Source organism: Clostridium aciditolerans, assembly GCF_016316925.1.
Taxonomy (GTDB): domain Bacteria; phylum Bacillota; class Clostridia; order Clostridiales; family Clostridiaceae; genus Clostridium_AM; species Clostridium_AM aciditolerans.
On sequence record NZ_JAEEGB010000002.1, the window covers coordinates 58,767 to 71,759 of the forward strand.

General features: G+C 30.7%; 14 protein-coding genes. 12 read left to right on the top strand and 2 right to left on the bottom strand.

Features of this window, described 5'->3' with window-relative positions:
- Positions 1–70: 70 nt before the first annotated feature.
- Positions 71–676, top strand: coding sequence for an FMN-dependent NADH-azoreductase (locus I6U51_RS00965; RefSeq protein ID WP_211140741.1), 606 nt, complete (start codon positions 71–73; stop codon positions 674–676).
- Positions 677–714: 38 nt separating this feature from the next.
- Here the strand turns inward: I6U51_RS00965 and I6U51_RS00970 are convergent, their stop codons facing one another.
- The gene (locus I6U51_RS00970) at positions 715–1,068 is read right to left on the bottom strand and encodes a glycoside hydrolase family 18 protein (RefSeq protein ID WP_246517020.1); all 354 of its coding nucleotides are present in this window, start codon (positions 1,066–1,068) and stop codon (positions 715–717) included.
- Positions 1,069–1,232: 164 nt separating this feature from the next.
- Here I6U51_RS00970 and I6U51_RS00975 point away from each other — a divergent pair, with 164 nt between their 5' ends.
- The 7 genes from I6U51_RS00975 to nadE all read left to right on the top strand — a co-directional run bounded on the left by I6U51_RS00975 (position 1,233) and on the right by nadE (position 8,443).
- Positions 1,233–2,264, top strand: a complete 1,032-nt coding sequence (locus I6U51_RS00975; RefSeq protein WP_211140742.1) for a YARHG domain-containing protein — start codon at positions 1,233–1,235, stop codon at positions 2,262–2,264.
- A gap of 160 nt (positions 2,265–2,424) precedes the next feature.
- Positions 2,425–3,471 carry an alpha/beta hydrolase gene (locus tag I6U51_RS00980; protein WP_211140743.1) on the top strand — a complete coding sequence of 349 codons (1,047 nt, stop codon included), beginning with the start codon at positions 2,425–2,427 and terminating at the stop codon, positions 3,469–3,471.
- A 385-nt stretch (positions 3,472–3,856) separates the two neighbouring features.
- The gene (locus tag I6U51_RS00985) at positions 3,857–4,747 is read left to right on the top strand and encodes an NUDIX hydrolase (protein WP_211140744.1); all 891 of its coding nucleotides are present in this window, start codon (positions 3,857–3,859) and stop codon (positions 4,745–4,747) included.
- Between the two features lie 74 nt (positions 4,748–4,821).
- Entirely contained in the window at positions 4,822–5,619 is a 798-nt protein-coding gene (locus I6U51_RS00990) for a ribose-phosphate pyrophosphokinase (RefSeq protein WP_211140745.1), read from the top strand.
- A 12-nt stretch (positions 5,620–5,631) separates the two neighbouring features.
- The gene (locus I6U51_RS00995) at positions 5,632–6,180 is read left to right on the top strand and encodes a cysteine hydrolase family protein (protein ID WP_211140746.1); all 549 of its coding nucleotides are present in this window, start codon (positions 5,632–5,634) and stop codon (positions 6,178–6,180) included.
- A 2-nt stretch (positions 6,181–6,182) separates the two neighbouring features.
- On the top strand, positions 6,183–7,652 hold the full coding sequence (locus I6U51_RS01000; protein WP_211140747.1) for a nicotinate phosphoribosyltransferase: 1,470 nt from the start codon (positions 6,183–6,185) through the stop codon (positions 7,650–7,652).
- A gap of 56 nt (positions 7,653–7,708) precedes the next feature.
- Positions 7,709–8,443: an NAD(+) synthase gene (gene nadE, locus I6U51_RS01005; protein WP_211140748.1), complete on the top strand. Its 735-nt coding sequence runs from the start codon at positions 7,709–7,711 to the stop codon at positions 8,441–8,443.
- Positions 8,444–8,556: 113 nt separating this feature from the next.
- Here nadE and I6U51_RS01010 read toward each other — a convergent pair whose 3' ends face one another.
- Positions 8,557–8,892: a winged helix-turn-helix transcriptional regulator gene (locus I6U51_RS01010; RefSeq protein ID WP_211140749.1), complete on the bottom strand. Its 336-nt coding sequence runs from the start codon at positions 8,890–8,892 to the stop codon at positions 8,557–8,559.
- Positions 8,893–9,196: 304 nt separating this feature from the next.
- Between I6U51_RS01010 and I6U51_RS01015 the strand changes: the two genes are divergently transcribed.
- From I6U51_RS01015 to I6U51_RS01030, 4 genes are all read left to right on the top strand, one after another.
- A complete protein-coding gene (locus I6U51_RS01015) occupies positions 9,197–9,829 on the top strand; it encodes a flavodoxin family protein (RefSeq protein WP_211140750.1) in 633 nt (210 codons plus the stop codon).
- 250 nt (positions 9,830–10,079) lie between these two features.
- Complete coding sequence (locus I6U51_RS01020) at positions 10,080–10,568, top strand: prolyl-tRNA synthetase associated domain-containing protein (RefSeq protein WP_211140751.1); 489 nt, start codon at positions 10,080–10,082, stop codon at positions 10,566–10,568.
- Positions 10,569–10,828: 260 nt separating this feature from the next.
- Positions 10,829–11,746 carry a ketopantoate reductase family protein gene (locus I6U51_RS01025; protein ID WP_211140752.1) on the top strand — a complete coding sequence of 306 codons (918 nt, stop codon included), beginning with the start codon at positions 10,829–10,831 and terminating at the stop codon, positions 11,744–11,746.
- A 238-nt stretch (positions 11,747–11,984) separates the two neighbouring features.
- Positions 11,985–12,911, top strand: a complete 927-nt coding sequence (locus I6U51_RS01030; protein WP_211140753.1) for a hypothetical protein — start codon at positions 11,985–11,987, stop codon at positions 12,909–12,911.
- Positions 12,912–12,993: the final 82 nt, after the last annotated feature.

Sequence of the window (12,993 nt, forward strand, 5' to 3'; positions counted from 1 at the left end):
TATGTATAGAAAAATAATAATCACGAAAAATATTAGATATTAAATTAAATTTAAAGTGAGGTAAATTACTGTGAGTAAAGTATTATATATTAAAGCAAATGTAAAACCAGCAGGAGTATCAAGAACTTTTAAAATTTCAGACAAATTTGTTGAACAGTACAGAGAACAAAATCCTAACGATGAAATTATAACTTTAGATCTATACAAAGAGGGTATAGGATTTCTAAAAGGAGAAGATTTGAATAGCGTTTTTGGACCTAAGACTGATGAGAGTAGAAAGCATCCAATTTTAAAATATGCATATCAATTTGCTGAAGCAGATAAGTATATAATTGCAGCACCAATGTGGAACTTAAGTATTCCTGCAATACTTAAGGCATACATTGATTATGTATGTGTTACAGGAATCACATTTAAATATACTGCAGAGGGACCAGTTGGTCTATGTCAAGGGAAAAAAGCAGTTCATATTGTTACAAGAGGTGGCGGATATTCAGAGGGACCAGCTGCAGCATATGAAATGGGGGATAGATATTTAAGAACAATCTTTGGTTTCTTTGGTATAACTGACTTTACTACAATATCAGCAGATAAGCTAGATGTTATTGGTGAAGATGTAGAAGCAATTGTAAAAAATGCAATTGAAAAGGCTGAAGAAAAAGCGAAAAACTTTTAGCACTTATCTTAAGATTAAATTATTAAAAGAATGGATAGCTAAATCAAAGCTATCCATTCTTTAATAGTATTTGCGTTTTGGCCCATCATAATTTTAGAAGCAGGCATTTCCGTTAAAGCATATTCAATTAATTGTCTCACAGGACCTATTGGCGATACAGCCATTGGTGGGCAACCACTATATCCCCATTCATAAGTCATTAAGGCAACAAAATCTGAAATTTCACCATGAGCTTTATAGTCATGGACTTCATACCATGTACCTACTTTAGTAGCACTTGTTTTTGATGCCAGGGCTGTAGACATCAGTAGACCTTCCGAGTACAATCTTGCTTTTGCCTTTCTTAAAAAGTTGTTATAGTTTTCTCTTAATTCAGGAGTCAAAAATTTCATATCAAAATTTATACCGATAGGATTTATATTGTTTTTTAATAAAAAAAGAGAGGATTTTAATGATATATGTATAATTAGTATATGTAGTTAAAAATAATCAAGAAAGGTAACATATACAACAATTTTGGAAAATTTATGCAGACCAATGGAGGTTGCAATAGTTTATGGTTAGTGAATTAGCATACGTGTTTTTTGCTGGATTAGCAGGACTAATGATTTTTTTTATAAGTTTAATATTTAGGGCGTTAAATGGGAAGAAAATGATAAACGCACCCCTAACAATTTTATTAATAATATCATTGACATCTACTGGTATAGCTGCAGGAGTAAATATGTTGTCACAAAAGAATGATAAAAAAGTAAATGCTTATAATACAACATCAAATACAGATAAAAAAGATGATTCAAATGTAAAAGACTCCAAAGCTAATGAAACAAATTCAAAAGATTATATTTTGCCTAACAGTGATAAAGAAAAGATAAGTGAGGAGGAAATTGCGAAATTTAACTTATCAACATTTTCTCTTGCACGAAATGAGATTTTTGCAAGACATGGATATGTTTTTACAACACCTGAGGCAAAAAACTATTTTGAAAAAAAAGCATGGTATAAACCAGACCCAAGCTATAATGGAGAGAACCTTAACGAAATTGAAAAATACAATGTAGAATTAATAAAAAGTCATGAAGAAAAACTCAGTGAAAACAACAGTAGTGGACAAGTAAAAGCTTCGTCAAATAAAAAAGGTAATTTAAAAGGAACTGTTACATGGCAATATAATAAAGTTATCGGAACTAAACCAGATGTTGGGGCTAAAATTTATTTAATACCAGAGAAATTTAATAAAAGTTCTATGACAGATAAAGAAGCGAAGCCCTTTGCTATGTTAGGTTCTATATCTGAAGATAAAAAAGGTATATTATTTTTTAAAACAGCAAATGGATATGGTAACTACGAAATCAACGATATTCCAGTTGGAAAATACGTAATATTAATAGTTTCTAATAAAACAACTAGAAACATACATGAACCAATAGATGATTATCCTAAAAATCTATTAATGCCTTTAGTTAATGATTGGAAGGATTTTGAATATTTTAATTTGAATCTCTACAAGTTTACTGTTGGAACAATTGATATAAAAGAAAATGAAACTATAGATGAAAGCTATGATTTTGGATACACTTACTATTAAGAGAATTTTATATTAAAGCAGTACAACTATAAGATATTTGTTATGTTTAAAGATTGCTATTAGGTAAATCAAGGTATAATAAAATAGCATTGGTATAAAATACATAATAGAATTTATGTTTTTAGTAATTAAATTTAGCATAATATCGGAGGTTGGCTAAATGAAAAAGAAGAAAGGTATTTGGGTATTTGTAGTCATAGTCCTGGCTCTTATCATAGGGACTTTCTTCCTTATTAAAAGGTTAACAACAACAAGTTATGGCAAAGTTAATATGAAGGTGGCTGTAATGTTGAAGGTCAACAAATACTTTAATCCCAATTCAATTAAGGGAAAACCAATAAATGAAATACGTGAAATTTTGAATAAGGATTCTACTATTTGGAGTGCTAAACCTATACCTTTTTCTAATATAAGAAATGTCAATATAGATATATCTTCCACTAAGATACCTGTACGTATATATACGCCTGAAGGTGGCAGTAATCTTCCTATAATTGTTTATTTACACGGTGGTTTTTGGATTGCAGGGAATCTAGATACGATTGACAATGTATGCAGGAAGCTTTCAAAAAATACAAAAGCAATAGTAGTATCAGTAGATTACCGCCTTGCACCAGAGAATCCTTTTCCTGCTGGTGTAAATGACGCGTATAATGTGATTCAGTGGGTTTATAAAAATGCTGAAAGTATTAATGGGGATGCAAAACATATAGCTGTCGCAGGTGATAGTGCAGGTGGAAATATTGCAGCTGCAGTATCCCAGATGGTACGGGATAAAAATGGACCTCACATAACTTGTCAGGTATTAGTATACCCATCTACAAACCTATTTGAATTAAATAGTAAGTCTTGGTCTCAGTCGTCCAATGACTTTAATATTTCAAGAGAAGATATGGAGAAATATATATCACTGTATATACCGAAGAAAGAAGATAGAAAAAACCCTTATGCATCTCCTTTGCTAGCTAAAGATTTTAAGGGATTGCCTCATACACTTATAATAATAGCTGAAATTGATCCGCTGCGAGATGAAGGAGAAGCTTATGCTGAAAAGTTAAAACATGCGGGTGATGAAGTAGTTGTTGCTATGTATAAAGGTACTACACATGGATTTCTTACAATGGATCGGATTTCAGGGGAGGGCGACAAAGCTTTAAATCAAATTTCTTTATATCTCCAGAAAGAATTTCAAAAGGATAAGTTATAATTTTTAAATTCCCAATTTACAAGGCTAGGAGTGCATCTTCTGGCCTTTTTTCATGTAATACTATATATAAATTTAAAAGGAGGGTACAGAATTAATTCTACACATTTATGTAACTTAAAAGAAAATATAAAAAATAAATATATTATAACAAAAATAGACAATAAAAATAGTTTTATTACATAGCGTTAAGTTTAGGTTTACAATTTAAGTATTATGTAAACTAATAAAAAGTAAACCACAAACATTACATACATATAATACGTAAATATTAAAAGTTGTAAGAAAATTTTTAATATCTATTGACATATAGTGGAATAAGAGGTATTATAAATACATAATATCAAATTGATAATATCTAAATTATAATAAGTAGAGGCGAAGTATTTTGAATAAACATTTTATAGATAATGAAGAGGAATTTTTAAAAAATTATAATGAAAATGATTATAAAAAGCTGAGTATTACAAACGATATAATAATATTTACAACTGCTGATAGGGATGAAGATAATCTTCGAAAGGTTCCTAAAAAAGGGCTGCAAGTTATTTTAGTTAAAAGAGACGACTATCCATATAAAGAAAAGTGGGCACTTCCAGGTGGCTTTGTTGATATAGAAGAAAGCCTTGATGAGGGTGCTAAGAGAAAGCTTAAGGAAAAGACAGGTATAGACAATGTTTATACTGAACAGCTATACACTTTTGGAGATGTGGATAGGGACAAAAGAACAAGGATTATCAGTGTAGGAAACATTGCTTTAGTTGAAAAGAGCAGCATAAAATTTGATGAAGCAGATTTACAAAAGAGAAGTGAATGGTTTTGGATAGATAAAACTCTTATCAGTTCTGAAAAGCATGAACAGTGCGTAGAAAACAAACATCTTATATCTCTTAAATCCACTGATGAAAAAATAATAATGAATTATGAAGTAACAGAGAAAATTGGAAGAGACATTTTTAGAAGGAAAGAAACAGCTTATAGGTTATTAGATAACTCTACAGAGGAACTGGCTTTTGATCACTATAAGATATTGGACTATGGAATAGATAGATTAAGAAATAAAGTGGAGTATACGCCAATTGCTTTTAACCTTTTACCAAGAGTATTTACTGTAAAGGAGCTGCAGAATGTTTATGAAGCAATAATGGGGAGAGAAATTTTAAACTTCAGAAGAAAAATGGGAGAAATGATTATAGAAACTGATGAAAGGATAGAGGGTAAACCCTTTAGGCCAGCTAAGGTCTTTAAGTTCAATGAAAACTGGGAGCATAATTTTTAAAAGAAATTTGATAATTTTCCTTAGAAAATATAATGTTTTCTATTAAGTAATAAAATTAGATTGGGTGGTATGAAATGATTTATTTTAATGGTCAGAAAATAGAATTTAAGAAATTTCCTAATGGCGAATCCTTAATTGATAGTAAAAGCTTACAGTTAAGAGATGATGATAATGAGATTAGAGTTAATTTTGAAAATGATGAGGATATAACTCACTTGATATTTTTGAAAAGTCATTTAGATGAACTAAAAGTAAAATGTAATTTAATTTTCCCTTATATGCCTTACAGCAGAATGGACAGAACAGAAGGTATAATGATTTTTACACTAAAGCATTTGTGTAAGGTGATTAATAATTTAGATTTCGAAAGTGTAACTATTTATGAGCCACATTCAGAAGTATCTACTGCATTATTAGATAGAGTTAAGGTAGTAGATATGTCTAAAATTTTAGCTCAAGAGCTTTTAAAAGAACTAAATAATGGAGAAGAAGAGGTGTATTTAGTTTATCCAGATGCAGGTGCAGCAAAGAGATATGGTAAAGAAATAGCCTATGAAAAAGTTTTAACTGCAAATAAAGTGCGGGATTTTAGAACAGGACGTATAAAGAAATTGCAGATTAATGGGCATATGGAAAGAAAAAACTTTAAGGCTATTATAGTGGATGATTTATGTTCAAAGGGTGGCACTTTTATGCTGACAGCTTCTAAGCTAAAGGATATGGGGGCAACAGAAATATATCTGGCAGTCACTCACTGTGAAAATACAGTTTTTCAAGGGGATTTATTAAAGGATGATTTAATAACAGGGATATATACAACCAATAGTATTTTAAATAGAAGGCATGAAAAAATTAAGGTCTACGAAATTTAAGGGGGATTTATTATGAAAAAACTGTTAGTAGTTATTGATTACCAAAAGGACTTTGTAGATGGAACACTTGGATTTGAAAAAGCAAAAACATTAGAGCAAGGTATATATGATAAGATTAATAAATATCTAGAAAATGGGGATAAGGTATTATTTACCTATGATACTCATTACGAAGACTATTTACAAACTAGGGAAGGTAAAAATTTGCCTGTTTCCCATTGTATCAAAAATACCAATGGTCATAAGCTGTATGAGAAAATAAAGGATTTCTCAACTTTAGAAAATACACTGCATTATGAAAAAGAAGGCTTTGGAATATCAAACGAAGATATGCTTCGACTAGCCAGTGAAGTAGGAGAGGATATTAATGAAATTGAGCTAGTTGGAGTTGTCACCAATATATGTGTAATTAGCAATGTGGTAATGTTCCAATCACAATACAGAAATGCTGATATTATAGTGGATGCAAGTCTTTGCGCCAGCTTTGATGATTCACTGCATGAAAAGGCATTAGATGTAATGGAAGGTCTGCAGGTAAAAGTAATCAATAGGGGGAACTAATAATGATAAACCCATTTTTATTAACAGATTTTTATAAAACAATTCATCATATGTGCTATGCAAATGGAATGACTAAGTTAGTGAGTTACTGGACTCCTAGGATGTCTCGAAAAGAAAATATGGATAAAGTTGTGATGTTTGGACTTCAACCTTTTGTAAAGAAGTATTTGATTCAATACTTTAATGAAAACTTCTTCCAAAAGGATAAAGAAGAAGTGATTTCTGAGTATAAAAGAGTCATTTCTAAGACCATGGGAAATATAGCAGCAGATACAAAGCATATTGAAGCTTTGCACGATTTAGGATATTTACCAATACAAATTAAAGCTGTGGCAGAGGGCTTAAGAGTAAATATTAAAACTCCAATGATTGAAATTACAAATACCCATGAGGATTTTGCGTGGCTCGTGAATTACCTAGAAACCTTTATGAGTTGTAATATATGGCAGCCAATGACAAGTGCTACTATTGCATATAGGTATAGAGAAATAATAGAAAAGTACTTTAATCTTACTGTAGAGAATTGGGATATAAGAAAAGCTTGTGGAGATTTTAGTATGAGAGGTTTTAGCTCTATAGAAAGTGCAGAACTTAGTGGTGCAGCACATTTACTTTCCTTTCTAGGAACGGCGACAATACCTGCCATTAGCTATTTAGAGGAATATTATAATTGCAATATAGAAGAGGAACTAGTTGGACTAGGAACGCCTTCTACAGAACACAGTGTAATGTGCAGCTATGGTGAAGATGAATTTGCGGCCTATAAGAGATTGATCACTGAGGTATTCCCAACCGGAGTTTTAAGCATAGTATCTGACACCTATGACTATTGGAATGTTATAACGAATATAATTCCGAGATTGAAAGAAGATATATTAAATAGAGATGGCAAAATTGTTATTAGAGGCGACAGTGGAGATCCTGTAAAAATAATTTGTGGCGATAAAGATGCAGCAAAAGACAGCGAGGAATATAAGGGAACTGTTGAATTGCTGTGGGATATATTTGGCGGAGAAATCAATTCAAAAGGATATAAGGTTTTAAACAGTAAGATAGGGACAATTTACGGAGACAGTATAACTGTAGAAAGATGTGAACAGATTTGCATGGGATTAGAGGAAAAGGGCTTTGCAGTAAATAATTGTGTCTTTGGTATAGGTTCATACACCTATCAATACAATACTAGGGATACTTTTGGATTTGCATTAAAGGCTACTCATGCAGTAATAGATGGTGAAGAAAAGTTTATATTTAAGGCGCCTAAAACAGATAAAGATAACTTTAAAAAATCACAAAAGGGAATGTGTTACGTATATAGAGAAGGACAAGATATTTTATATAAAGACGAATTAACTTTAAAAGAGCAAGAAGAGTGCAAGGATAATCTATTAGAAGTTGTATTTAAGAATGGTGATCTGATAAAAGATTACTCATTATCAGAAATAAGAAATAGGCTTCACGGGAGCTTTTAGTAATATTTTAGAATAAGATAGAAAATTATTTTTTTGTTTTAATTGGAGGTATAAAAATGAAAAAAGATTTTAATGCAGAAAAAGAATGTGAAAATATCATAAATTGGATTAGAGAATACTTTAAAAATCAACCTAGTGCTAAGGGAGCTATCATTGGAATTAGCGGTGGTAAGGATAGCTCTGTAACATCCCAATTATTAGTTAAAGCTTTAGGAAAAGAAAGAGTATTTGGTGTTTTGATGCCAAATGGGGAGCAGAAGGATATATCTGATAGCTTAAAGATTGTAGATATTCTTGGAATTAATTATAAAATAGTTAATATAGAAAAGGCCTACAATGGATTATTAGAAGGCATTGCAGATGAAAAGTTATCTATTGATGCTAAAATCAATATTTCTCCGAGGCTGAGAATGACTACCTTATATGCAATTGGAACTAGCATGAATTATAGGGTGTGTGGTACTGGAAATAAGTCAGAAGGCTTTGTGGGTTATACAACAAAATGGGGAGATAATGCTTTCGATTTTAATCCTATAGGAGACCTAACTACTGAAGAGGTTGTAGCAGTGGGGGACTTTTTAGGCTTACCTTATGAATTGGTTCATAAAACTCCAAGTGACGGGTTAAGCGGAAAATCCGACGAGGAGAAGCTAGGTTTTTCCTATAAACAAATTAATGAATTTATAGAAAATGGGAGCTGTGGGGATAAAGAAATAGATGAGAAAATTAGATTGAAGCATGAGTATAACGAGCACAAGAGAAATCTGCCACCAAAGTATGAGAGAGCATAAGATCAGAAGTTGACTCGTTATTTTTTAGATGTCTATGATTGAGGGAAGCATTTATATAGTGCTTCCTTAAATCATTTTTAGGAAACATCATGTAATTATCTAGAACTATTTTCTTATTTATTCAATATATCAGAAAAGTAATTTTTGGACCATTCTTCAATTATTTTTAATGCAGGAACTAACTCCTGGCCTTTCTCAGTCAATGAATATTCAACTCTTGGAGGTATTTCTGCGTATATATGTTTAATTATTATTCCATCAACTTCAAGCTGCTTTAGAGATTCGCTTAATACTTTTTGACTTACACCATAAGTAATTCTTTGTAACTCCAGGAATCTCTTTGGGCCATCAGATAAGTGACAAAGTATTACAGCTTTCCATTTACCTCTTATTATTTCAAATCCCAAATCTAAAGCACATATGTATGACTTTCCTTTATGTTCTATCAAAATAAGATCACCTACTTTAACATATATTTCATACATGATTATAATATAAAAAAGAAAAATTAAAAATAGAATTTATAAGCAGTGAAGAAAAATATTATATTGATTTATTTTTAAAAGTATAGAATAAATCACAATTCCTACTTTAAAGTAAGTTATCTAACTTTAAAGTGCCTACTTGTTACAAAGAGTTGTGTTAAATATACTATATTTAGTGCCGAACAATAAAGGTATTTAAAGTAAAAATGAGTCAGTGAAAGGATTTTTATAATCTTATCACTAGATATATAAAGGAGAGATGAGCTAAATGAAAGTAGTTGCATTTAATGGAAGTCCTAAAGAGAAAGGAAATACGTTCCATGGAATAAAAATGGTTGCTGAGGAGCTAGAAAAAGAAGGCATAGAGGTTGAGATTATTCATGTAGGTAATAAGGTGATAAGAGGCTGTCTTGCTTGTAATGGCTGCGTAAGAAATCAAGACGAAAAATGCGTGATTAAGGATGAAGTGAATGAATGGATTCAAAAAATGAAAGAGGCAGATGGTATAATACTAGGCTCTCCAGTTCATTATTCAGCTATAGGAGGAACAATGAAATCATTTTTGGATAGAGCTTTTTATGTTACAAGTGTAAACAAATCTATGCTAAGGCATAAGGTGGGAGCTGCAGTTGTTGCTGTGAGACGTTCAGGTGGTGTTCCTACTTTTGAGCAATTAAATAATTACATTAATTATTCTGAAATGCTTATGCCAACTTCAAACTATTGGAATGTAATACATGGAACAGCTCCAGGAGAAGCTAAAGAAGATGAAGAAGGTACTCAAATAATGAGAGTCCTTGGCAAAAATATGGCTTGGCTTATGAAATTAGTTGAATCTGGAAAAGGAAAAATTGAAGAACCTGAAAAAGAAGGTAAAGTATTCACAAACTTTATTCGTTAAATTAATAAAGAGATCGTCAAAATAATGGCGGTCTTTTTTTACGATTAAGGATAATAAAGAAGGTTTTTTTTCAGAAATGTCGAATATTTTATTAATATAGTTTTGTGATTCTGTTAAAGGAAAGCTTTGCTACTATATCATTTAGTAAGAATTTTTAGATAAAATTATTGAATTGTTGAAGAGGATTTGTTATCTTTAGATAATAGTGGAAAAACTAAAGAATAAAACTTAAATTAGGAGGTAAATATTAATGAGCGCACAAGAAAAGGTTTTTGAAAAGTTAAATGAGTTAAATATTAAATATGAGGTGATGAACCATCCAGCTGTTTTTACAATAGAGGAGATGGATGCTTTAAACATTACTGAACAGGGAGATGTATGCAAGAATTTATTTCTTAGAGATGAAAAGGGTAAAAGACATTTCCTTGTAGTTTTAGATAAAGACAAGAAAGCTGATTTAAAAGATATTCAAAAGCAGCTTGGCAGCACAAGACTTAGTTTTGCATCTGCAGAGAGACTTGATAAATATTTGAAACTTCAAAAAGGAGAAGTAACACCACTTGGAGTAATAAATGATGAAGAAGGCTCTGTAGAAGTAGTATTCGATAATGATTTAATAGGAAAAACAAAGTTAGGCGTTCATCCTAACGACAATACTGCAACAGTTTGGATATCCTTTGAGGATTTAAAAAAAGTAATAGATCATAATGGAAACAAAATTAAATATTTAAACATTTAAAACTGATTGGAGTTATGATATAAAAATAAATTTATTTGGTTTTAAAGCAAATAATACTCTTCTTTCCCGCTCAATGATATTTGAGCTTAAAACTTTAACTAATGAAGATGTCCTTATAGGAAATGTTGATCTAATGGCCCTAATCATAGCAACTATTGCTATGATTAGGGCTGCTTGAATACAGAAATATTTATTGTAGGCAGCTATTTATGCTGCTTGTACTCCTAAATAACATTAATACTAGAGGAAAGGGGATAATTATGAAATATTTAATTATTGGAACAGGTGGTATAGGTGCTTCAATTGGAGGTTTTTTAGCTTCTAATAATAATGATGTAGATTTTATTGCTAGAGGAGAAAATCTTGAGCATATAAAAAAATATGGACTGAAGATTAAATCTGGAATTAAGGGTGAATTAAATTTGCCCAAGATAAGGGCATTTTCAAGTGAAGAGTATGTAGATAAAGCTGATGTAATTTTTATTTGTGTCAAAAGCTATTCTATCAATGATATTATTCCTATTATAAAGAAAGTTTCACATGAGAATAGTCTTGTAATTCCTTTAATGAACGGCTATGGTGTAGGAGAAAGAATGAGCAATAGTCTAAATGGTGTAAAGGTTATTGATGGATGCATTTATATATCAGCATTTATTGATGCACCTGGATCAATTGTTCAGCTTGGAAGTTTGTTTAAAATTGTTTTCGGTACAAGAAAAGGCATACAAATTGACTCAAATATATTAAATGATATTAAAAATACATTAGTTGACTGTGGTATAAATACAATTTTGTCAGAAAAAATTGAGGCTGATACCTTCCAGAAGTTTTCTTTTGTTTCTCCATGTGCTGCTTGTGGAGCATATTATGATATAACAGTAGGAGCAATGCAAGAAGATGGTGAGTACAGAGAGACATTTAAAGAACTTTGCGAAGAGATAAAACAAATAGGTAATAAACTTGAGTTAAATTTTGATGTTGATATAACAGAAGCTAGTTTAAAAGTTTTGGATTCATTGAATCCTGATTCCACATCATCAATGCAAAAGGATATAAAAGCAGGTAGAAAAGCAGAAATAGATGGGCAGATTTTTGATGTAGTAAGATTGGCAAAAAATTTGGGAGTGGAAATTCCCGTTTATTATAAAATTGCAAAACATTTTGGTTACGCACTATGATAGATTTTTCAAATTAAATGTATAATGCAAGTAGTGAGAGTTATATAGATTATACATTTAATGGAGTAATTAGATAGAAAAGATACATCTCAAAATAAGACTAGCTTAGTATATTTTTATATTAAGTTAGTTTTTTATTTTTCTAAAGCTTAGACTTATAATTTTATAGTGTTTTTATAGATATTATGGTTTATAATGGAAATGGGTTGCCAAAAATTGAAACGAGGAGGGGACAAAATTGAATACCAATATGCTTAAAAATATAAAACAATTATTGCTACTAACAGTATCAATGGTCATTACATGGATTATTGTATCAGGAATATTACAAAGAGCACTAGGGATGAGCAGCGGTAAAAATGAAGGATATAAGGAAGCTGTTATCGCACTGGGATACTTATTTCTCCTATGCTGTCTAAATTCTATAATAATCCTTTGGTATACGAAAAGAAGTATATTTTCAGGTAAAAAGCTTTTATTATCAGTTTTTACAATTATGTTTGGAGTTATGTTTTTCATGACTCAAATAGAAACTATATATTTTAATTATGCCATAAGGATGCCTGGTCAGCTTATATTTAGTACTTTATTTACTGGTGCAGCTGTAGCAATAGTAGCTTCAATAGTGGCAGTAAAGATAAAAGAACAAAGCAATAAATTTAAAAATAGAATTCTCAAATATGAATCTCAAAAACTGCCTTTGAATATTTTTATTCTTGCATTAATATATCTAATATTTTACTTTATATTTGGATATTTTATTGCTTGGCAATTTCCACTTCTTAGAGAATACTATACAGGATCACAAAAAATCCTTCCATTTATCCTTCATATGAAAAATCAACTGTCTACAGATCCTTGGCTAGTGTTATTTCAAATAGTTCGCGGTGTTCTTTGGGCTTTAATTGGATGTTTAGCGGTAAGAAGTGTAGCTTTAAAGACAGGTATAGAAAAGTATCTATTAGTTGGATTTATTTTAAGTGTTGGGCTATGCACACCTTTACTTTTGCCAAACGATTTTATGCCGAGCTCAGTTAGATTTGGTCATTTTTTTGAATTGTTAATAGAAAACTTTTTATTTGGAACAGTATCAGTATACTTCCTTGGTAAAGAGCGCAATAATACTTATAAGCAAATATTTTATACAAGTAAACACTTAATTTGAAGAGTGTAGATTACAATATATTTTAAGTCACAGCTAAACTTAAATATAATTATTACTAAAAATATGCCCGCATTGGAAAATA